Source organism: Dyella marensis (assembly GCF_900112865.1).
Classification (GTDB): Bacteria; Pseudomonadota; Gammaproteobacteria; order Xanthomonadales; family Rhodanobacteraceae; genus Dyella_D; species Dyella_D marensis_A.
Genome location: NZ_FONH01000007.1, coordinates 136,481 through 158,104, shown reverse-complemented (window position 1 = coordinate 158,104; position 21,624 = coordinate 136,481). Strand labels below are relative to the sequence as shown.

At 68.9% G+C, this 21,624-nt stretch carries 20 protein-coding genes; 3 read left to right on the top strand and 17 right to left on the bottom strand.

Annotation, left to right across the window (positions count from 1 at the left end):
• Window positions 1-46 precede the first annotated feature (46 nt).
• Complete coding sequence (locus tag BM172_RS12365) at window positions 47-1,819, top strand: ABC transporter transmembrane domain-containing protein (protein ID WP_026633221.1); 1,773 nt, start codon at window positions 47-49, stop codon at window positions 1,817-1,819.
• A 142-nt stretch (window positions 1,820-1,961) separates the two neighbouring features.
• Here the strand turns inward: BM172_RS12365 and BM172_RS12360 are convergent, their stop codons facing one another.
• The 4 genes from BM172_RS12360 to glk form a co-directional block, all read right to left on the bottom strand.
• Complete coding sequence (locus BM172_RS12360; protein WP_026633222.1) at window positions 1,962-2,693, bottom strand: copper homeostasis protein CutC; 732 nt, start codon at window positions 2,691-2,693, stop codon at window positions 1,962-1,964.
• A gap of 1 nt (window position 2,694) precedes the next feature.
• Entirely contained in the window at window positions 2,695-3,720 is a 1,026-nt protein-coding gene (locus BM172_RS12355; protein ID WP_026633223.1) for a glycosylasparaginase, read from the bottom strand.
• A gap of 90 nt (window positions 3,721-3,810) precedes the next feature.
• The gene (locus BM172_RS12350; protein ID WP_051548284.1) at window positions 3,811-6,828 is read right to left on the bottom strand and encodes a TonB-dependent receptor; all 3,018 of its coding nucleotides are present in this window, start codon (window positions 6,826-6,828) and stop codon (window positions 3,811-3,813) included.
• Window positions 6,829-6,947: 119 nt separating this feature from the next.
• Window positions 6,948-7,949, bottom strand: a complete 1,002-nt coding sequence (gene glk, locus BM172_RS12345; RefSeq protein ID WP_035322151.1) for a glucokinase — start codon at window positions 7,947-7,949, stop codon at window positions 6,948-6,950.
• Between the two features lie 376 nt (window positions 7,950-8,325).
• On the opposite strand from glk, the gene BM172_RS12340 reads away from it, so the two are divergent.
• Window positions 8,326-9,384 (top strand): LacI family DNA-binding transcriptional regulator, encoded by a 1,059-nt coding sequence (locus BM172_RS12340; RefSeq protein ID WP_035322152.1) that lies wholly within the window; start codon window positions 8,326-8,328, stop codon window positions 9,382-9,384.
• A gap of 76 nt (window positions 9,385-9,460) precedes the next feature.
• Here the strand turns inward: BM172_RS12340 and BM172_RS12335 are convergent, their stop codons facing one another.
• From BM172_RS12335 to BM172_RS12295, 9 genes are all read right to left on the bottom strand, one after another.
• Window positions 9,461-9,667, bottom strand: coding sequence for a cold-shock protein (locus BM172_RS12335; protein ID WP_026633225.1), 207 nt, complete (start codon window positions 9,665-9,667; stop codon window positions 9,461-9,463).
• Between the two features lie 161 nt (window positions 9,668-9,828).
• Window positions 9,829-10,572, bottom strand: coding sequence for an S-methyl-5'-thioinosine phosphorylase (locus BM172_RS12330; protein ID WP_026633226.1), 744 nt, complete (start codon window positions 10,570-10,572; stop codon window positions 9,829-9,831).
• Between the two features lie 102 nt (window positions 10,573-10,674).
• Window positions 10,675-11,238, bottom strand: coding sequence for an NADPH-dependent FMN reductase (locus BM172_RS12325; protein WP_026633227.1), 564 nt, complete (start codon window positions 11,236-11,238; stop codon window positions 10,675-10,677).
• A gap of 21 nt (window positions 11,239-11,259) precedes the next feature.
• A complete protein-coding gene (locus BM172_RS12320; RefSeq protein WP_026633228.1) occupies window positions 11,260-11,820 on the bottom strand; it encodes a hypoxanthine-guanine phosphoribosyltransferase in 561 nt (186 codons plus the stop codon).
• Window positions 11,817-12,833, bottom strand: coding sequence for a beta-N-acetylhexosaminidase (gene nagZ, locus BM172_RS12315; RefSeq protein ID WP_026633229.1), 1,017 nt, complete (start codon window positions 12,831-12,833; stop codon window positions 11,817-11,819). The genes BM172_RS12320 and nagZ overlap by 4 nt, the downstream gene beginning before the upstream one ends.
• Window positions 12,833-13,360 (bottom strand): CYTH domain-containing protein, encoded by a 528-nt coding sequence (locus BM172_RS12310; RefSeq protein ID WP_026633230.1) that lies wholly within the window; start codon window positions 13,358-13,360, stop codon window positions 12,833-12,835. The genes nagZ and BM172_RS12310 overlap by 1 nt, the downstream gene beginning before the upstream one ends.
• A 4-nt stretch (window positions 13,361-13,364) precedes the next feature.
• Complete coding sequence (gene rlmD / locus BM172_RS12305; RefSeq protein ID WP_026633231.1) at window positions 13,365-14,678, bottom strand: 23S rRNA (uracil(1939)-C(5))-methyltransferase RlmD; 1,314 nt, start codon at window positions 14,676-14,678, stop codon at window positions 13,365-13,367.
• Window positions 14,679-14,769: 91 nt separating this feature from the next.
• Window positions 14,770-15,390, bottom strand: coding sequence for a YdbL family probable chaperone protein (locus tag BM172_RS12300; protein ID WP_026633232.1), 621 nt, complete (start codon window positions 15,388-15,390; stop codon window positions 14,770-14,772).
• 50 nt (window positions 15,391-15,440) lie between these two features.
• The gene (locus BM172_RS12295) at window positions 15,441-17,462 is read right to left on the bottom strand and encodes a hypothetical protein (RefSeq protein WP_026633233.1); all 2,022 of its coding nucleotides are present in this window, start codon (window positions 17,460-17,462) and stop codon (window positions 15,441-15,443) included.
• Between the two features lie 137 nt (window positions 17,463-17,599).
• On the opposite strand from BM172_RS12295, the gene BM172_RS12290 reads away from it, so the two are divergent.
• Window positions 17,600-18,292 (top strand): response regulator, encoded by a 693-nt coding sequence (locus tag BM172_RS12290; protein WP_035322153.1) that lies wholly within the window; start codon window positions 17,600-17,602, stop codon window positions 18,290-18,292.
• Between the two features lie 482 nt (window positions 18,293-18,774).
• Here the strand turns inward: BM172_RS12290 and recO are convergent, their stop codons facing one another.
• From recO to BM172_RS12270, 4 genes are read right to left on the bottom strand one after another with little or no spacing between them, the layout of a single operon-like run.
• Window positions 18,775-19,485: a DNA repair protein RecO gene (gene recO / locus BM172_RS12285; protein ID WP_026633234.1), complete on the bottom strand. Its 711-nt coding sequence runs from the start codon at window positions 19,483-19,485 to the stop codon at window positions 18,775-18,777.
• Window positions 19,486-19,538: 53 nt separating this feature from the next.
• Complete coding sequence (gene era, locus BM172_RS12280) at window positions 19,539-20,483, bottom strand: GTPase Era (RefSeq protein ID WP_051548285.1); 945 nt, start codon at window positions 20,481-20,483, stop codon at window positions 19,539-19,541.
• Window positions 20,480-21,136, bottom strand: a complete 657-nt coding sequence (gene rnc, locus BM172_RS12275) for a ribonuclease III (RefSeq protein ID WP_026633236.1) — start codon at window positions 21,134-21,136, stop codon at window positions 20,480-20,482. Before rnc ends, era begins: the two co-directional genes overlap by 4 nt.
• A 7-nt stretch (window positions 21,137-21,143) precedes the next feature.
• A complete protein-coding gene (locus tag BM172_RS12270; RefSeq protein ID WP_026633237.1) occupies window positions 21,144-21,524 on the bottom strand; it encodes a DUF4845 domain-containing protein in 381 nt (126 codons plus the stop codon).
• Window positions 21,525-21,624: the final 100 nt, after the last annotated feature.

Below are 21,624 nucleotides of genomic sequence, written 5' to 3'. Positions count from 1 at the left end.
CCTGTTCGGGCCCCAATCTCCCACCGGTCCAGACCCGGCGAACCCCATGAGCGACTCACAGGCGAACGAATCCTCCCCCAAGCGCCGCCTCGGCGCCCTGCGCCAACTGTGGCCGTTCCTCAAGCCGCATCGCGCGCTGGCGATCGGCTGGCTGGTGTTCCTGTCGATCTCCTCCGGCTCCACCCTGGTGCTGCCGATGGCGGTGCGGCACATGATCGACCAGGGCTTCGGCGCCGCCAACGCGGCGACCATCAACCTCACCTTCCTGGGCCTGTTCGGCGTGGCGCTGGTGCTGGCCGCGTCGACCGCGGCGCGCTATTTCTGCATCACCCTGCTGGGCGAGCGCGCGCTGGCCTCGATGCGCTCCAAGCTCTACTCGCACGTGATCCGGCTGGACGTGGGCTTCTTCGAGCGCAGCCGCGTCGGTGAACTGATCTCCCGCCTGGGCACCGACACCGAAGTGGTGCAGGCGCTGATCGGCTCGGGCATCTCGGTGGCCCTGCGCAGCATGGTGACCCTGGTCGGCGCGGTGGTGGCGATGGTGTGGACGATCCCGCGCCTGGCCGGCTTCACCGCGCTGGTGATCCCCGCAATGATGCTGCCGATCCTGGTGTTCGGCCGCCGCGTGCGCAAGCTCTCGCGCGCCAGCCAGGACCGCCTGGCCGACGCCGCCGCGATCGCCAACGAAACGCTCAACGCCGCGCCCGCGGTGAAGGCCTATGCGCGCGAGGACATCGAGAGCACGCGCTACGGCAGCGCCATCACCCGCGCGCTGGCCACCGCACGCAAGCGCATCGGCACGCGCTCGCTGCTGACCGCGGCGGTGATCGTGCTGATGTTCGGCGCGATCACCCTGGTGCTGTGGATCGGCGCGCGCGACGTGCTGGCCGGCGACCTGACGCCGGGCCTGCTCAGCCAGTTCGTGCTGTACGCGATCTTCGCCGCCGGCTCGGTCGCCGGCCTGTCCGAAGTGTGGGGCGACGTGCTGCGCGCGGCCGGTGCGATGGAGCGCATCGGCGAACTGCTGGGCGAGCGTGCCGAGGTGACCAGCCCGCCGCAACCGCAGCCTTTACCTAAGCCGGTGAGTGGCGAGCTGCATTTCGACCAGGTGGCTTTCCATTATCCCAGCCGCCCGGACGCACCGGCGCTGCACGATTTCGAGCTGCGCATCCGGCCCGGCGAGACGGTGGCCCTGGTCGGCCCCTCCGGCGCCGGCAAGAGCACCGTGCTGGCGCTGCTGCTGCGCTTCTACGACCCGCAGCAGGGCCGCATCACGCTGGACGGCGTCGACCTGCGCGCGCTGGCGCTGCCGGAACTGCGCGGCGCGATCGCGCTGGTGCCGCAGGAGACGGTGATCTTCAGCGGCACCGCCGCCGACAACATCCGCTTCGGCCGCCAGGACGCCAGCGACGACGAAGTGCGCGATGCCGCGCGCGCGGCCGAGGCGCACGAATTCATCAGCGCGCTCGACGGCGGCTACGCCTCGGAACTGGGCGAGCGCGGCGTGCGCCTGTCCGGCGGCCAGCGCCAGCGCGTGGCCATCGCGCGCGCGATCCTGCGCGACGCCCCGCTGCTGCTGCTGGACGAGGCGACCTCGGCGCTGGACGCGCAGTCGGAAGCCGCGATCCAGCAGGCGCTGGAGCGGCTGGAGAAAGGGCGCACGACGCTGGTGATCGCGCATCGCCTCGCCACGGTGCAGCGCGCGGATCGGATCGTGGTGATGGACGGCGGGCGGATCGTAGCGCAGGGCACACATGAGAGCCTGCTGGCGGAAGGCGGGCTGTATGCGGAACTGGCGAAGTTGCAGTTCGCCGCCTGAGCGGCACGCATTGGCGAATGCGCCGGCGTAGGTTGGGGTGAGCCGCAGGCGAACCCCAACAGGCGATGGGTGATGGCCAGATCCGTTGGGGTTCGCCTGCGGCTCACCCCAACCTACGCCGTTCGCTTACGCCGTCCGGCAGTTACGCATTGAGCGCTGCCACCAGCGCCCGCACCTGCTCCACATCGCTGCGGATCTCGCCGCCTTCCATATCGTGCAATTCGGGGCGCTGATGCCGCATGCCCGAAGGCAGTTGCCGCTTGGCCGACGCATGCAGCTCCGTGGCGCCGGTGGCTTCGGCCAGCGCGGCGATGTTCTGCGGCGTCAGGCCCGCACCGGGCATCACCGCGATACAGCCGTCCGCCCGTTCCACCAGGCGCCGGATCAACGGCGCGCCATCCATCGCACTGGCTCTTGCACCCGAAGTGAGCACGCGCTCGCAGCCGAGTGCAAGCGCATCCTCCAGCGCCTGTTCCGGATCGACGGTGAGATCGAAGGCGCGATGGAAGGTCACGCCCATGCCGCCGGCCGCGCGCACCAGAGGTTTACAGCGCTCGCTGTCGATCCGCCCATCCGCATCGAGCACGCCGATCACCACGCCGTCGCAACCCAGCGCCGCGCAGGTCTCGATATCCCGCTGCATCATTTCGCATTCGATATCGCTGTACAGGAAATCGCCGGCGCGCGGACGCACCAGCACATACAGCGGAATATGCAGGCGCTCGCGCACCATCGCGATCAGCGCCACGGATGGCGTCAGGCCGCCCAGTTCCAGGCCGGTGCACAGTTCCACGCGGCCGGCGCCGCCATCCTGCGCGGCCTGCGCGGAGGCGACGGAGTTGGCCGCCACCTCGAGCAGATAGCGGCCAGCCATCTCAGTACACGCTCTTGGACGGGAACAGGCCGTCCTGCTTGGCGCCGTCGCAGACCGCGTAGCTGAAACCGGATTGGATCGCGAACGCGCCCACTTCGCCCTCGCGATTGATGGCGAGGAAGCCGACCTGCAGATCCTTGGCGGCCTGCGGCCGCTTCTTGACGATGCGCATCACCGCTTCCTCGCAGGCCTGCTGCGGCGAACGGCCCTGGCGCATCAGTTCCACCACCAGGAAGCTGCCGGCATTGCGGATCACTTCCTCGCCCACGCCGGTCGAGGTGGCGCCGCCGACCTCGCCGTCCACGTACAGGCCGGCGCCGATGATCGGGCTGTCGCCCACGCGGCCGCGCAGCTTCCAGGCCATGCCGCTGGTGGTGCAGGCGCCGGCCAGGCGGCCCTGCGCGTCGATCGCGAGCATGCCGATGGTGTCGTGGTTGTCCTTGCCGCCGGCGCCCTTGCCGTAGTCGCGCACTTCGCTGTTGGCGCTGGGCTGGTAGTGCGCGGTCTTCAGCCACTCGTGCCAGGCCTTTTCGGATTCCGGCGTAAGCAGCTTTTCCTTCTTGAAGCCTTGCTCGACCGCAAACTGTTGCGCGCCCTCGCCCACCAGCAGCACGTGCGGGGTGCGCTCCATCACGCGGCGCGCGACCTGGATCGGATGGGCAATGCCCTCCAGCGCGGCGACCGCGCCGCAGCTGCCGTCGCCGTCCATGATGCTGGCGTCGAGGCTGACGTGGCCGTCGCGGTCGGGATAACCCGCTCGGCCCACGCTGTGATTCTTGAGATCCGCTTCGGGGATCATCACGCCGGCTTCGACCGCATCCAGCGCGCGGCCGCCCTTGGCCAGGACCGCCCAGGCGGCGAGGTTGGCGGGCACGCCGAAGTCCCAGGTGGAGATCACGCGCGGCTTGCGGCCGCCGCTCATGCCGGCGGCCTTGCCGTCGGCCAGCGCCGGTGCGATGCGGGAGGAAAGCGCCGCGGCGGTCACGCCCAGCGCAGCGGTCTTGAGAAAGCGGCGGCGGTCGGCCATGAGCGTCTCCAGGCGGAATTAAGTAATCGCCCGAGAGTACAGGCGAATGCCTGCGGCCGGCATGGGCCGGCCGCAGGACTTTAACGATCGTCAGAAATCGTAGCTGACGCCAAAACGCACGTAGCGCGGCGACTCCATCACCTTGACCGTGTCGTACAGGTCGTTGAGTTTGTCCGGCGTGGCGGTGTTGTTGTAGCGGGTGTACAGCACCAGCGGCCGCTGCTGGTTGAGCACATTGAACACGCTCAGGTTGAAAGCCAGCTTGTGATCGGCGAAGGCCGGACGGTAGGTGACATTGAGGTCGATGCGGTATGTCCACGGCAGGTCGCCCATCGAGCCCGGCACCGAGGGCTTGCCGTTGCACCAGTGGTAATACGAGCCGTAGCCGTCGGGCTGTGACTGGTCGGTGCCGTAGAAGCCCAGGCAGTTGTGCGGACCGCCCGAAGCCAGGTTGGCCACGCCGGAGACCATCCATTCCGGCGAGATGCGGTAGGTGCCGTAGGCCTTGACCTGGTGCGTGCGGTTGTTGCCGAGCACGCCGTTGGCGCGGTCCATCACATACGCGTTGTCCCAGTCCTGAGTCACGCCCACCGAGTCGTTGCCGCGCGACACCTGCAGCAGGCCTTCGGAGTTGCCGTAGCTGCGCGAATACACATAGCTGAGGCGGCCGCCCCAGTCGTCCTTGCCCAGCGGATGCTCCAGGAACATCTCCAGCGCGTAGTACTTGCGCTTGGGACCCTGGGCGAAGCCCCAGTCGCCGTTGCTCATCGGCACGCGCAGGTAGCCCTGGGTGGTGAGCACGTCGAAGTTGTTGGTCTTGCCCGGATTGAAGATGTAGCAGGCACCGCGGTTGGCGGTGATCTGGTCGTCGGTGAGGTTGTACATCGCCTTGGTCTTGGCGATGAGCAGGTTGGAGCTGTCGCACACGTCGTCGGAGATCTGCCGCAGCACGCGGAAGGTGCCCTTCACGCCGGTGATCCACTCCGGCGTGATCGCCTTGGTCGCGCCCAGGATGAATTCGTCCTGGTACTCCGCGCCGAGGTTCTTGGAAGCCACCGTGCGCGGATCGGGCGCCTGGCCGGTGTGGCCGTTGACGTCGTAATAGCCGAACGGGGTCAGGCCGGTGGGCATGCCGTTGGCGTCGATGCCGGTGTAGGTGTAGTAGGTGCGGTTCCAGGCGTAGCCGGTGGCGCCGTCGTAGGCGGTGTTGTTGTTGATCGCCAGGTAGTAGCGGCCGGCGTTGCCGTACACCTTCAGGCTGGCGTCGCCGTACACGTCCCAGCTGAAGCCCAGGCGCGGCGACCAGTTGCGGTTCTGCGAGGTGAATTTCTGCCCGCTGTTGTTGTAGTTGGCGAAGGCGTCGTTGCGCAGGCCGACGTTGAGCAGGAAGCGGTCGGTCACCTGCCAGGTGTCTTCGAGGTACTGCGCGTGCTCGACCGTCTTCACGCCCGCCGCGCCGGTCACCACTTCCTTCATCACGTAGTAGCCGTTGCCGCCCGGCGCGCCGATGCCGTTGGCCGGATCGACCGGCGCGGTGGCGTCGTTGTTGTGCGCATAGGTCCAGGTCAGGCTGTTGCTGCCCTGGTCGATGGTGCGCGGGGTCTGGTCGTCGATGCCGAGGTTGAGCTTGTGGTCGCCCAGGCGCCATTCCAGGTCGATGCGCAGGTTGGTGTTCTGCGAGCCCTGGGTGGATGCGGGCACCGAGAACGTCGACTGGCTGTTGCCGATCGGACGGCCGCCGGTGAGCGCCAGGTTCTGGTCCTGGATGTTCTGCAGATACGGCAGGTTCGGGTCATAGCTGACCGGCGCCGAGTAGTCGTGCAGGCGCATCTTGCCGTACATCGCGCTCAGCGTGATGTTGTCGGTGAGATAGCCGGTGTACTTGATGATGTATGCATCGCCGCCGGTCTTGGTGCGGTCGGAATACGACTGGAAGGCGCCGGCGCGATGGGTGTCGTAGTCGAAGGCATAGTTGCTGCCGGAGCCGTGCTGCTCGCTCTGGATACCGGTCAGCTCGAGCAGGTGGTTGTCGGTGATGTTCCAGTTGAGCTTGGCGTACCACTTCGGCGTGGTGTAGGTGTAGTTGCTGCGCGAGGGGCTGCTGGCGTCGCTGGTGGCGGTGTTGCTGCCCTGCTCCTTGTCGGCCTCGGCGGCGACGAAGAAGTACAGGCGGTCCTTGATCAGCGGGCCGCCGACATAGGCGCTATAGGTGGTGCGCCAGGATTTGTCGTCCTGGCGGTACTGATACAGCTTGCCGGCGTAGCGGTTGCGCGCGTAGACGATGTCGTCCGGGGAGGACATCAGCGAGCGCGGCGTCCACTGCACCTGGGCGCCGTAGTGCCAGTCGTTGGTGCCGCTCTTGCCGACCTGGCTGATCACGCCGCCGTCGGAACGGCCGTACATCGAGCTGTAGCCGCCGGTCAGCACTTCCTGCTGGTCGATCGAGCCGTACGGCAGCTGCAGCGCGCCCTGGCCCTTGTACGGATCGGTCGTGTTGAAGCCGTTGATGTAGTACGCGTTCTCCGCACCCGAGGCGCCGCCGAACGAAACCAGGTCGCCACCGCCGCCGATGCGGCTGGTGAAGTTGGAGCCCGAGGTGACCGTGCCCGGCGCCAGCAGCGCGATGTCCTCGGCGGTGCGCGCCAGCGGCAGCGCATCGAGCTGCTGCGCGGTGATCACCGTGCGCGAATCCACGCTGCTCACGTCGATCGGCGGCAGCGCGCTGGCGGTGACCTGCACGCCCTGCAGATTGGTGGTGCCCACGGCCGCGGCCGCGCCGGCGAAGTCGACCTGGGTGCCGCTGCTGACGCGCAGCGAGACCTGGTCGTGCGTCGCCACCACGGCGCCCTGCCGCTCCAGCATCACCTTGTAGTTGCCGACCGGCAGCGCGCCGGCCTGGTAGCGGCCGTCCGCACCGACCGGGATGCGGCGCGACACGCCGTTGTCGCCCTGCACCACCACGGTGCTGCCGGCGGCGTCGCCGCCGACGGTACCGAAGATCGAACCGGTGGTCGCCTGCGCGAAGACCGTGCCGCTGAGGGCCAGGCCCAGCACGCACGCCAGAATGTTGCGGGACAGCTCGTGTCCGCGATGCTTGATTGCCAACATGCTTCACCTCCCAATGAATGTTGTCGTTGTCATGTCCCCCTCCTGCGGCCACGTCGGGCATGCGGCCATGTGTCCGGACTGGAACCGGTCCTTGTGCGCGGGCGCGGGGCCCGCGCCTTTCAAACTTCTGCGCGCGCGGCGAGACCTGCCGCGCCGAGCACGCCCAGGCGGCCGTGCTCGATCAGGCGCACGGGCACGCCCGCGAGGAAATCGCGCATCACGCCTTTGTTGAAGAAGCGCTCGCGGAAGGCGCTGTACGGCAGGAATTCGCGCAGCTGCGGCAGGATGCCGCCGGCCAGGAAGACGCCGCCGGAGGCCTTGAACAGCACCGCCAGGTCGCCGACGAAACCGCCGAGCATCGCGCAGAACGTATGCAGCGTGTCCAGCGCCAGCGCATCGCCGCCGTCGAGCGCCGCCGCGCTGATCTGCTCGGGTTGCGCGTGGACCGCGGACAGGCCGTCGAGCTCGCCGATCGCGCGATAGAGATTCACCAGGCCGGGGCCGGACAGCACGTGGCCGGTATGCACGTAGTCGCGTCCACGCGAGAGCAGCTGCAACAAGGCCATCTCGCGTTCGCTGCCCGGTGCCAGCGCCACGTGGCCGCCTTCGCTGGGCAGCACGGTGACGCCGTTGCCGTCCGGCACCAGCAAGGCGCAGCCCAGGCCGGTGCCCGGCCCGACTACCGCGACCGGGCCGGCCGCGGCCGGCGCGTCGATCACGGCGAGGCTGTCGTCCGCCCCGAGGTATTGGGTGGCGAAGGCCAGCGCCTCGAAATCGTTGACCACCTGCAGCCGGCGCAGCCGCAGGCGTTCGCGCAGCTCGGCCAGGCGCACCGGCCAGCGCAGGTTCTCGGCGACCAGTTCGCCGTCGCGCACATAGCCGGCGACGGCGATGGCCGCTTCATCGACGGCATGGCCGGGATGGCGGGCGAGGAAGTCGGCGAGGATCTCGGCCAGGCCCGGCCAGTCGGCGCCCGCATAGCGCTCGTAGGCCAGCACGCCGCTGGCGCCGGCCGGCGCCGCGGCATCGACCAGGCCGATGCGCGCATGCGTGCCGCCCACGTCCGCCGCCAGCACGAGCTTGGGCCTTGGCACCACCGCTCCCCACGCACGTTCCTGCATCGACTCTCCCCGTCATTCGCTGGACACGCGGATGCCGTGCCCTTGTCATCGGGCCGATGCTAAGGCGGAATGGTAACGTTATCAACGGTTGCGGGAGATACCTTAAGTGGTGGCGTGTGCGCGCCGTCACGCTACGCCATGTGTGCTGCTTACTCCTTATATATGGAGTGTTTGGTCTTCGATGGAAATGCGGCGCGGCACCGGCGCCGCGTTTTCACGCCGCGCCTGCATGAGACCGTCCCGCTTCATTCCTGGTAACGCTATCTCCAGGATGCGAAGCCGGCGGCATCCGCGGCGTTCTAGAACGGAAGTCGCGTCGCCGGCCCCGTGCCGCTTCGGCTAGGATGGTCTCTCGCGCCCAGGGGAGAGCGTCGCGTTGCGCAGGCCTACGATCAAAGACGTCGCCAGCCTAGCCGGCGTATCGCCGATGACGGTGTCGCGCGTAATCAACCTCGAGCCGACCGTGCATGCCGACACCGTGCAGAAAGTGCGGCGCGCGATCGAGACCCTGCACTACCGGCCCGACGCCACGGCGCGCAGCCTGCGCGGCACGCGCTCGTTCACCATCGCCCTGGTCTACGACGACAATCCCAACGCCAACTACATCCTCAGCCTGCAGAACGGCGTGCTCGGCGCCTGCCGCGAGCATGGCTACGAGTTGCTGATCTATCCCTGCGACCCGCGCTCGCCGCGCCTGACGGACGAGCTGTCCCTGCTGGCCAAGAACGCGCGGCTGGCCGGCCTGGTGCTGACCCCGCCGATGTCGGAGAACGCGCGCCTGCTGGCCAGACTCAAGGCCAACGACGTGGCCTATGCGCGGATCATCGCCGCCCGCGGCGATCCGAAGGACGGCGCGGCCTGCGTCTACGTCGACGACCACAAGGCGGCGTACGCGATCACCGCCTACCTGATCCAGCTCGGCCACACCGCGATCGCCTTCCTGTGGGGCGATCCGCATTACCGCTCCAGCCCGGAGCGCTACGAGGGCTATGCGGATGCGATGAAGGAGCACGGCATTCCCGTGCGCAAGAAATACGTGCTGGAAGGCACCTACACCTTCGAGGACGGCTTCCGCCGCGCGCGCAAGCTGCTGGCCGGCAAGGATGCGCCCAGCGCGATCTTCGGCAGCAACGACGAGATCGCCGCCGGCGCGCTGGCCGCGGCCCGCTCGGCGGGACTGGATGTGCCCTGGGACCTGTCCATCGCCGGCTTCGAGGACAACCCCTTCTCGCGCCAGGCCTGGCCGGCGCTCACCACCGCCAGCCAGTCGACCAGCGAGATCGGCCGGCACGCCGCCTCGCGCCTGCTCGAGCAGCTGCAGAAGGGCGCCCTGCCCGGCAGCGAACGCTTCGTGCCGGAACTGGTGATCCGCGGTTCCACCGCGCCGCCGCGCGCGAGCCGCAAGAGCCGGGCGGCTACCGCGACAGGCCCATAGAAAAAAAGTCCCGCATCTTGCGATGCGAGACTTTTCTGTTTCTGACCGATGGCCGACGCAACGCCGGCCCGGCGTATCAGCCTGCGATCTCGACGCCCGAAGCCTGCGCGCCCTTCGGACCCGTAGTCACTTCGAACTTCACCCGCTGGCCTTCCTGCAGGCTACGGAAGCCCTTGGAATTGATCGCCGAAAAGTGGACGAACACGTCCTCCCCACCATCCTCGGGCGCGATGAAGCCGAAGCCCTTGGCGTCGTTGAACCACTTGACCGTACCGAAACGCATTGCGTGAACCTCTGAATCATGGATTGGATGCACCATGGCTTCCTGCAAACCACCACAACCCCTTGGTTCGCCGCCCCTGGCACGGGCGGAAGTATCAACATGTTTCAGGTCAAAGCGCAATATGCGGGTGCGTATAGCGCGGACGGGGTAGGCCGACCTGCTCAAGCTTTGAGCAAAGCCTCCAGGATGCGGGGTACTTCCGCGGTCGCTGCCTTAAGGTGCGCGAAGATTTCGTCAATGCTGATCTCCGCTTCGTCGCCGCAGCCGGCGGCGAAATTGGCGACCAGCGCCAGGCAGGCGTAAGCCAGTTCCAGCTCGCGCGCCAGCGCCGCTTCGGGCATGCCGGTCATGCCGACCAGATCGCAGCCGTCGCGCTTCATCCGCGCGATCTCGGCGCGCGTCTCCAGGCGCGGGCCCTGGGTGGCGCCGTAGCAGCCGCCGTCGATCACCGCGATGCCGGCCTGCCCCGCCGCGTCCACCAGCTGGCGGCGCAGCGCTGCGGTGTACGGCTCGCTGAAATCGATGTGCTTCACCTCGGCGCCTTCGGCGTCGCAGAAGCTGGTGTAGCGGCCGTGGGTGTAGTCGATGACCTGGTCCGGCACCACGATCGCGCGCGGCCCCATGTCGTCGCGGATGCCACCGACAGCATTGACGCCGATCACAGTTCGCGCACCGAGCGAATGCAGCGCCCACAAATTGGCACGGTAATTGACCCGATGCGGCGGCACGCCATGGCTCTCGCCGTGGCGGGCGAGGAAGGCCACGCGCTTGCCGGCGAAGTCGCCGATGACCACGTCGGCCGAGGTCTTGCCGAACGGCGTGTCGACGCCGTGGCGCGTGGTGTTCTCCAGGCCCGGGAAGCTGTAGAGGCCGCTGCCGCCGATGACGGCCAGATCGATAGTCACGGTGAGGTCTTCCTTCGTTTCGTAGGGCGTAGGTTGGGGTGAGCGCAAGCGAACCCCAACGTATGGCTCATATCGCGCGGCAATGTTGGGGTTCGCTGGCGCTCACCCCAACCTACCCGGCTCCGTCGCCAGCCGCGCGGCGAAGGCCTGCAGGTGGCGGGCCAGCGCCTCGCGCGTGCGCTCGTCGGCGAGCTGCCCGTCGACGATCTTGGTATGCGCCTGGAACACCAGCACCTCGCCCTGCGGCTCGGTGCGCGCGCCGGCGCGGCGCAGTACCAGGCGCAGCGAGTCCTGCGCACGCACGGTGCCGGTGGCACCGGGGCTGGCGCCGACGATGCAGACGATCTTGCCGGCCAGCACCGAGGCCTTGCGCTCGTGGCCGGGGCGCGAGATCCAGTCGATCGCGTTCTTCAGCACGCCGCTGATGCCGCCGTTGTATTCCGGGCAGGCCAGCAGCAGGCCGTCGGCCGCCTCGACCGCGTCCTTCAAGGCTTTGACGGGCGCGGGGTCGCCCTGCTCTTCCACGTCCTGGTCGAACAGCGGCAGCTCGTGCAGGCGATGCACGGCGATGGCCATGCCGGCCGGGGCGAGTTCCTGCGCGGCATGCAGCAGCGCGGTGTTGAACGAGGCGGCGCGCAGGCTGCCGGAGATGCCGAGGATGTTCATGCGTTCCCTTTGCGTCGCGGCTCAGCGCAGCGCGTAGATGCCCGGCAGGTTGCGGCCCTGCTCGTAGTAGTCCATGCCGAAGCCGAACACGTAGCGGTCGGGCAATTCCACGCCGTTGAAATCGGCGGCGATGCCTTCGACCAGGCGGTCGTGCCGCTTGCTGCACAGCGAAACCACCAGCACGCGGCTGGCGCCGCGGCGCAGGCAGTCGTCGCGCACGGCCTTGAGGGTGTGGCCCTCGTCGAGGATGTCGTCGACCAGCAGCACGACGCGGCCGGCCAGCGACACCTGCGGCTCTCGCAGCCAGTGCAGCTCGTTGCCGGTGGTGGCGCCGCGGTAGCGGGTGGCGTGCACGTAGTCGAATTCGAGGTCGGTGCGGATGGCCAGGGCCAGGTGGCCGCCGAATACCAGCGCGCCGTTCATCACGGTGAGGAACACCGCGCGCTCACCGTCCAGCGCGGCGTCGATGCGCCGGCCCATGTCGGCGATCACGCCTTCCAGCGCGGCGCGGTCGAACAGCAGGTCGGCGTTGGCCAGCGCGTCGGCCAGCGAGGGAATGGTGGGGGTAGCGTCGGTGCTCATGCCTTGCCTTCCTCGGCGTCCAGCGCCGTGATGCGCGCGATGAAACGCTCGCGCTGCGGGTTGTCGGTCAGTCCTTCCCAGGTGGCGCCCAGCGCGCCGCGCAGCGCGGCCAGGCGCTCCGGCGCCACGGCGGCGCGGCCCTGCACGGCGGCGATGGCGGCGTCCACCACGTCGGGGAAGCAGGCCAGCACCAGGTCGCAGCCGGCATCCAGGTGGGCGGCCACGCGCGCCGCCACGCCGCCGGCGGCGCCCGCGGCGGCCATGCTGATGTCGTCGCTGATCACCGCGCCCCGGAAGCCCAGTTCGCCGCGCAGCACCTGCTGGATCCACACCGTGGAGAAACCGGCAGGCTGCGCGTCGACGGCGGGATAGACCACGTGGGCCATCATCACCGCCTCCACCCGCGCCTCGATGCCTTCGGCGAACGGATGCAGGTCCTCGCGGCGGATCTGCTCCAGCGGGCGCGGGTCGACCGCCGCCGCCTTGTGCGTATCCACCGCCACCGAGCCATGCCCGGGGAAATGCTTGAGCACCGCCGCCATGCCGCCCAGGTGCATGCCTCGCACGTAGGCCTGGCCCAGTTCCGCGGCCACCGCCGGGTCGGCATGGAAGGCGCGCGCGCCGATCGCGGCGTTGCCGCGCGCCAGGTCGACCACCGGCGCGAAGCTGAAATCCACGCCGATCGCGCGCATCTCGCTGGCCATCACCCAGGCGTGTTCCTCGGCCAGGCGGATCGCCTCGTCCGGATTGCGGTCATGCACCGCGCCGATCTTCGCCAGCGCCGGCAGGCGCGTGAAGCCGTCGCGGAAGCGCTGCACGGGGCCGCCTTCCTGGTCGACCGCGACGAGGAAGTCCTCGCCGGCGACCTCGCGGATCGCTTCGATCAGCGCGCTCACCTGTTCGCGCGAAGCGAAGTTGCGCGCGAACAGCAGCACGCCGGCTACGCCCGGTGCCACCAGCTGCCGGCGTTCGGTATCCGACAGTTCCAGCCCGGCCAGGCCGATCATCAGCATCAGGCTTGCTCCCCTGCGTCGTCGGCCTCGCGTTCGGCGGCGCTCCACCGCACGTACGGATGCTCGATCAGGTTGACGTTGTAGTAGCGCGCCAGCGCGCTCACCTCGCGCCCCAGCCAGTCGGGGCGCGGATACGGCGCATCCGGCGCGTCGAGTTCCACTTCGGCCACCACCAGTCCGGCGTTGGCGCCGAGGAACTCGTCGATCTCGAACGTTACGCCGTCCACGGTGACAAGGTGACGAAACTTCTCCAGCACGCCACCGCACAGGCCGGCCAGCATGGCCTCGGCATCGGCCACCGGGATGGCGTATTCGAATTCGGCGCGCTCGATGCCGAGTTCCGCCGACTTGATGTTGAGCCAGGCCTGCTCGCCGGCGATGCGCGCGCGCACCGAGGCGCGCGCCTGTCCCATGCGCAGCGCCTCGGCGCCGACCAGGTAACCCTGGGCGATGCGCTCGGAGCTGTCGATCAGGCTGCGCCAGCCGTCGCCGCGCAGGAGGAACTTGCGTTCGATCTCCACGCCCATGGCGTCAGCCGCGCTCGAACAGGGCGATGGATTCGACGTGCGCGGTGTGCGGGAACATGTCCATCACGCCGGCGGCGCTGAGCCTGAAACCATGCTTCTGCACCAGGATGCCGGCGTCGCGCGCCAGCGAGCCCGGATGACAGGACACGTAGACGATGCGCTGCGTCGCGCGGTGCGGCAGGTACTCCAGCACCTTGTCGGCGCCGGCACGCGGCGGATCGAGCAGCAGCTTGTCCCAGGCCTGGCGCGCCCACGGCGCATTGCGCTGGTCCTCGAACAGGTTGGCGACTTCGAAGCGTGCGTTGGCAAGGCCGTTGCGCATGGCGTTCTGCGCCGCGCGCTCGACCAGCCCGTGCTCGCCTTCCACGCCGACCACTTCGGCCACGCGGCGGGCGATCGGCAAGGTGAAGTTGCCCAGGCCGCAGAACAGGTCCAGCACGCGGTCGGTCGGCTGCGGATCGAGCAGTTCCAGCGCGCGCGCCATCATGCGCCGGTTCATGCCGGCATTGACCTGCACGAAGTCCAGCGGACGGAATTCCAGTTCCACGTCCGGCACGCCCTCGCCCGCCTCGATGCGGAAAGCCAGGCGCGGCTGCTCGGGCCACAGCGGATGCACGCTGCTGATGCCGCCGGGCTGCAGGTAGATGGCGAAATCGTGGGCCTGGGCGAAGGCGGTGAGCTTGGCCAGGTCCTGCTCGCTGAGCGGCTTCAGGTGACGGAACACCAGGGCGACGGTGTCGTCGCCGGCGGCGAATTCGATCTGCGCGATATCGCCGGCCGCGTCCAGCGAGCCCACCAGTTCGCCGAGCAGGCCGATCTTCGGCCCCAGCGCCGGATGCACCACTTCGCATTGCTCGATGTCGGCGACGAAGCGCGGGTTGTCCTCCTCGCGAAAACCCACCAGCACGCGGCCCTTCTTCACCACGTTGCGCACCGACAGGCGGCCCTTGCGGCGATACGCCCAGGGCTGGTCGGTCAACGGCGGCAGCCACGCGGCCGGCGCTACCTTGCCGATGCGCTCGAAGTTCTCGGCCAGCACGCGCTGCTTGGCGGCGATCTGCGATGCGGCGTCCAGGTGCTGCAGCGCGCAGCCGCTGCACTGGCCGTAGTGGCGGCAGCGCGGCTCGACGCGGTGCGGCGAGCGGGTGCGCAGTTCCACCGTCTCGGCTTCGTCGAAGCTGCGATGGCGGCGGCGGATGCGCAGCAGTACCTCTTCGCCCGGCAAGGCGCCTGCGACGAACACGGCCTTGCCGTCGATGCGGGCGACGCCGCGGCCGTCGTGGCTGAGATCGGTGATGGTGGCTTCGAACTCTTTCATCGTGACCTTGGAAAACATGACCCTTAAAAGCACGCGCGCCCGGATCATGCAGTCCGGGCGGCGCGGAGAAACGGGGAAAGCGCGGTGGGGATTACTTCTGCTTCCACGCGCCCGAGGGGTCCTGATAATACCAGCCGGACCGCGCCCGCTCGATCCAGCCCTTGGCGAAGGTGGCGCGGATCTGCGCTTCCCACTCCGGATGGCCGTTGGCGTTGGCCACCTCGCGGTACAGCGCGCTGCGGTCGCGGTTCTCGTCGGCCACGCTGGCGTTGACTTCGGCACGCTGGTTCAGCGGCACCTTCGAGGCGTCGCGCACGGCGATCTGGCCGTCCTTGGTGAAGCCCACCGCGCCGCTGTCGAACAGCGCGCCCAGGCTGCCCTGGAAGCGCTGCTGCATGCGGCCGCGGATCGCCTCGGTGGTGGCGGTCTGGATGCGCACGTCCGGCGTGCCGGGCGTATCGGCCGCATAGGCGGCCGGGATCAGCAGGTCCAGCAGCATCGCCGACGGCTGCTTGCCGGGCTTCTCGGCCGGCTTGGGCTCGTCCTTGCCGTCATTGCCCTGGTCCGCCGGCTTGGCCTTGTCCAGCACGGTGCCGATGAACTGGTCGGCGGCCTTCTGCGCGGCGGCCTCGGGGAAGTAGACGTTGATGGTGACGCAGCCGACCAGCGCGACGAGCAGCGAGGTCAGCAGGACGTAGGCGAGCTTGCGCATGGTCGACGCTCCATGGAGGGAAAGGGAGAACTTCATGTTCGGGGCGATGCTCAATGGACTTCGGGGCCGCCGCTCTCGGCGGCGGACTTCAGGCGGCGCACCAGGGTCGGCCAGTCCACCTGGGTCTGGTGGCCGACCACCTGCAGTCGCGGCAGCCCGCTGCCCTCGACGATAGTGTAGCCATCGCCGTCGCTGTCCAGTCCGCTCATGCGGCACACCGTGCCCTGCAGCACGCAGTTGAGGCCGATGCGCTTGTAGCTGAAGGTCTTGAACAGCCGCAGCATCGCGCCCTGCAGGCCGGCGGCGATGCCGCCGCCGCCCACCGAGACCAGGCTGTTGACCGCGCGCTGGCTGATGCGCCCGCCGCTGCCGGCGAGCAGGCGCGCGTCGAAGGACACCGGATTCCAGTTGACCAGGCGCAGCTTCTGCACGCTGCCGTCCATGCGGCCGGTGATGCTGCCGATGTCGAACACGCTGGTGATCGCGCCCAGGTCGAGCTGGCGCAGGGCGAGGTCGCCGGCCAGCACCGGGCTGTTGCCGAACGGATCCTGCAGCGACATGCGGGTGACGTCGACGAAGCCGTCGAACACGTTGAGCGACAGGCCGCCTTCCATCTCGATGCGATCGTCGACCCAGCGCATGGCCGGGATCGCGCCGCCGAGGGTGCCGGGGAATTCGGGCCAGCCCATGGCGCGGCTGAAAGCGGCCATGTCCACGCCGGTGAGTGCGAGCGAGGTGGACAGGCGCCGCCCCTTGGCCGCGGCCGGGCGCCAGTCCAGGTCGGTCACGTGCAGGCGGCCGCCGAGCAGCGGTATGTCCACCGCCCTCTGCAGGCCGAGATTGCCGTCGCGGCTCTGCCAGGAAGTCTGCGCCGCGCCGTGCGCCAACCGGTAGACCTGCGCGCCGCGCCAGGCCAGCGTGGTGGCCGGGCGCGCGCCGCGCAGCGCCCAGTCCATGCCGCCGCGCAGGCCGTCGATGGCGAGGCGGCCGTCGCCGTCGGCGATGTCCAGGCCGTCGGTCTGGAACGAGAATGCCTGCGGGCCATCGGCGCCGAGGTCCAGCGTGGCGCTGAGCTGGCCGGCGATGCGCGCATTGCGCAGTCCCAGCGTGGCCAGCCAGGACTGGCCGTAACGCTGGTAGGCCGCCGGGAAGCTGGCCTGGAAGCGGTCGAGCTTGAGCTTCTGCAGCTGGCCCTTGGCGTCGAAGCCCAACGAGCCGTCCAACTGCAGCGCATCGGCGTCGCCCACGCGCAGGCGGCTGAAGTCGAGCGCACCGTTGCGCGAGCTGGCATCCAGGCCCAGTTGCACCGGATGGTCCGGCAGGCGCGCATAGATCGGTCCCAGCAGCAGTTCGCCGCCGCGCAGGCTGGCGTCCAGGCCGATCCGCGCCGGACCGCCGGTGGTGTCGACGTTGAGCCGCCCGGAGCCGTTGAGGCGCTGCCCGGCCAGGGTGCCGGCGGGCGTATCGAAACCCAGGTCGGCCAGGCCGAACTGGCCGGAGGCCTGCACCCCGCCCTCCTGCACGTCCAGCGCCAGCTCCGCATCCAGCCGGCCGGCGGTGGCGCGGCCGGACCACATGGTGCCGAGCAACCCCTGCAGCCAGCCGGCGGGCAGGCCCTTGAGGCTGATCTGCGCGTGCGTGGGCTGGTCCAGCGGCAGCGCCGCGCTGGCCAGCGACTTGCCCTGGTCGATGTCGACCTGCAGGGTGTTGGCCGCTTCGTCCAGCACCAGGTTGACCTTGGCGTCGTTCCAGGCGCCTCCCGGCGCGCCGGCCAGGCGCAGGCCGCCGTCGAACAGCCAGCGCAGGTGCGGGTCGCGCGACAGCGCGCCCTGCATGTCCAGCCCGACGCGCCGCCAGCCCAGCACCGGCAGCTCGGCCCTGGCCGCGCGCAGGCTGAGCCGCAGGCCGCCGTCGCCGTCCTCGGCGATGCGCATCTGCACGTCCTGCAGCCGCACGCCGGGAACCGCCACCAGCCGGGCCTCCAGCACGATATCCGCGCGGGCCGGCAGGGCCACGGCGAAACCGAACACGATGCACAAATAGAACAAAAGGTGGCTTGATGTCGGGCGCATGTCGCGCCATTCTGCCAAAACCAGCTGAACGACATGGACTCGTCATGTTCAACACCCCCTCCAACGGCGCGCCCGCCGTTCGGTCAGGCAAGCCTTCCGGCCATCCATCCGGCGCTCATCCATCCGACCCTCATGCCTTGCGTGTCCTGGTAGCCGACGACGATCCGGCCAGCCGCCTGTTCCTGGTGGAGGCGATGCGCACGCTGGGGCTGGACGCCGAAGCCTGCGACGACGGCACCGCCGCGATCGCGCGCGGACGCCGCGAAGCCTACGACCTGCTCCTGCTCGACTGCCGCATGCCCGGCGCCGGCGCGCAGCAGGTGCTGAAGGAACTGCGCGGCGATCCGGCCGCGCCTTCGGCCGAAAGCACCGCGGTGGCGACCAGCGCGGAGATGGACGCGGCCGAGCGCCAGCGCCTGCTCTCCGGCGGTTTCACCGACGTGCTGCAAAAACCCTGCGACCTGGCCGACCTGCGCCGCATCGTCGCCCTGGTGCAGCCGGACGCGCAGCCCCTGCTCGACGACGCGCAGGGCCTGGCCAGCACCGGCAGCGAACCGATCATGCGCGCGATGCGCACCCTGCTGCGCGACGAACTGGTCGGCATCTACCAGGACCTGGACACCGCCGTGCTGACCGAAGCCGGCTTCGGCGACCGCCTGCACAAGCTGCGCGGCTCCTGCGGCTTCTGCGGCGCCACCGCCCTCGCCGCGCGCGTGGCGCAGCTGCAGGAGCAGCTCAAGCAGGGCCGTGCGATCGCACCGGCGCTGCACGAGCGTTTTCGCGCGACGCTGCTGGAAACCATCGAGGCGCTGGGCGCGTCATCGCCATAGCCACGCCGCAGGTTGGAGTGAGCGCAGCGAACTCCAACAGAGCGTTACGTCAGCACTGAACGCCTGTTGGGGTTCGCCTTTGGCTCACCCCAACCTACGCGGGCTACGCGGGCATCGCGAGGTTTCACACAACGCTCCGCTCGGCCCCTCACCCTGCCCTCTCCTCGGAGGGGAGAGGGTGAAAGGGTGTCGCAAAGGCGCAGCGCTAAAGCTGGCCTCAGTCCCCGCTCTGAGGCCATTTCTTTTTGGTTACTTTTGCTCGAGGTCCCCCTTGAGGGGATTGGGCCAGCAAAGAAAAAGTAACTCGGGCGCCGGCAGGCGTCCGAAATGCCCGCTGCATAAGCGGCCAGGTCACCGGATCGCGACCATCAGGCGATACCGTTACTGGATGACTCGCTTCGCTCGCCCCTTCGGGGCCGCCCTTCGGGCGTTCTTCGCGCTACGCGCTCGTCCGGCCTGCGCCGGAATGACGAGCAAAAAAATCAGCGCCGCGACAACGCCGCGGCCAGCACATGCCAGGCGCGCAGATCGGCGCCACCCAGATGAAAGCGGATCACTTCGCGCATCATCGCGCGCAGCGCGGACAGCCCGGCCGCATCCGGCATCGCATCCGCCGACAGCGCCAGCAGATCGCTGCCGCGCAACGCATGCGGCAGATCCGCACGGCAGGCTGTCGGCCCCAGCTCCACCTGATAACGGTAATGGCACTGCGGATCGACCGGCTCGCCCGACTCCCCCTCGTAATCGAGCTGCAGGCCATAGCCGATCGCATCCAGCAGATCGCGCTCGAAACGCCGCAGCGTCCACGCCAGCGGCTCCCCGCCGGCCATCCGCGCCAGCGTCGCCGCATAAGCCTGGAACAGCTCCGGATGCGGATCCTGGCGGCCGGTCAGCCGCACCACCAGCTCGTTGAGATAGAGACCGGCGAGGCCGGCGTCGCCGCCCAGGCGCTGCGGGGCGCCGGTATGTTCGGCGCCCTGCAGGGTCGCCAGCTCGCCGCGCAGCAGCAGGTCCAGCGCCAGCGGTTGGAACGGCTCCAGCTGCGCACGCTGCACTTTCGCGCGCTCGCGCCGCACGCCGCGCGCCACCACGCCGAGGCGGCCGTGTTCGAGCGTGAGGCATTCCAGCAGCAGCGAGGTCTCCCGGTAGGGCCGCGCGTGAAGCACGTAGGCGGGCTGCTGGAGAAGCTGCATGCGTCAGGGGGAGGGAGCGAACGCGGCGCGCGGCTGCCCTGCCCCGTTACCCGTCAGTCCGTGTATCCGAACTTCTTCAGCATCGTCTCGTCGTCGACCCAGCCCTCGCGCACCTTCACCCACAGGCGCAGGTAGATCTTGCGTTCGAACAGCTGCTCCATCTTGCGGCGCGCGGCCGAACCGATCGCCTTGAGCTGCTGGCCGCCGTTGCCGATCACGATCGCCTTCTGGCCGTCGCGCTCGACCCAGATCACCGCGTGGATTTCGGCGACGCCGTCCTCGCGGTCCTTGAACTGCTCGATCTCCACCGTGGTGGCGTAGGGCAGCTCCTGGTCCAGGCGCAGCATCAGCTGTTCGCGCACCATTTCGGCGGCGAGGAAGCGTTCGCTGCGGTCGGTGATCTCGTCCTCGCCGTACATCGGCGCACGCACCGGCAGGCGCTTCAGGATGCCCTGCTCCAGCTCCTTCAGGCCTTTTTCCTTCAGTGCGCTGACGTAGTAGACCTCGTCGAAGCTGTGCTGCTCCATCAGGCCGGCCACGAACGGCAGCATCGCCGACTTGTCCTTGGCCAGGTCGACCTTGTTGATCGCCAGCAGGCGCGGGATCTTCTGCTCGGCCAGGGCGTCGTACAGGGCCTGGTCCTCGTCGGTCCAGCGACCGGACTCGATCACCTGCACGGCAAGATCCACTTCGCTGATCGCCGAGCGCGCGGCACGGTTGAGGCTGCGGTTCATCGCGCGCTTGGCGCCGCGGTGCAGGCCGGGCGTATCCACGTAGAGAATCTGCCCCGCCTCGTTGGTGGCGATGCCCAGGATGCGGTGACGGGTGGTCTGCGGACGCGGGCTGACGATGGACAGCCGGAACCCGATCATGGCGTTGAGCAGGGTGGACTTGCCCACGTTGGGCCGGCCCAGCAGCGCCACCGCGCCGCAGCGGAAATCCTCGTGCGGCAGCTCGGCCGGCTGGAGGGCGTCGAAATCCTGGTCGTGGTCGCTCATGGTCTGGTTTCCTGCAATTGGCGCAGCACGGCTTCGGCCGCATCCTGCTCGGCGGCGCGGCGGCTGCCGCCGCGGCCCTCCGCGCTGTAAGGCATCGGCTCGGCGATGGTGCAGGAGACATCGAATGTCTTCGCATGATCCTCGCCGTAGCTGTCGGTCAGTTCGTATTGCGGCAGCGGCCAGCCGCGGGCCTGCAGCCATTCCTGCAGGCGGGTCTTGGCGTCCTTGGACGAGCGCGGGATGGCCGCGATGCGCTCGGCGAACAGGCCCCGCACCGCTTCCCGGCACTGGGTGAAATCGCTGTCCAGGTAGATCGCGGCCACCATCGCCTCGAAGGCGTCGGCGAGGATGGAATCGCGGCGGTAGCCGCCGCTCTTCAGTTCGCCGGAACCCAGTTTCAGCTCGTCGCCCAGTTCCAGCTCGCGCGCGATCTGCGCCAGCGCCTGGCCGTTCACCAGCTGCGCGCGCAGGCGCGACAGCTCGCCTTCGCTGGCGTTGGGATGGGCTTCGTAAAGCAGTTCGGCGACCACCACGCCAAGCAGGGCGTCGCCGAGGAACTCCAGCCGCTCGTTGTTCGGCCTGCCGGCGCTGCGGTGGGTCAGTGCCAGTTGCGCCAGCGCCGGGTCGCGAAAACGGTAAGTCAGCTTGGCCAAAAAAACCTCAGTAGCCGATGTTGCCCCGCAAGGGCACGCTCTTTTCGAAATGCAGCAGGAAGTCGATGTTGTAGAGGAACGGCACGCGCTTCTCGTACATCACGTTCAGCTGCGCGGCGTTGTTGGCGCGGGTGATGGTGATGTCCTTGGGCTTGATGGTGGCGTCGTCCACGTACTGGAAGCCCAGCTTGAACATCAGGTCGCGGCGGATCTCGTCCAGGGTCTTGCCCTCGACGCCGGCGCTGGCGATCTGGGTCATCGCCTTGTTCACGCCCATGAACTCCGCATAAGGCGGTACCAGCTTCATGGCCATGTAGCCGAAGAAGGCCAGCACCATCAAGACGATCAAGAACCCGATCAGGGTGATACCCGACTGCTTCGCTTTCATAGTCCCCTCGCTATGCCGACCGGTGCGGCACCCGCTTGCGTATGTGGAAATGGTGCCACGAAGCCGGCCTCCCGGCATCGCGCAGGCGGATTTTGGCGTC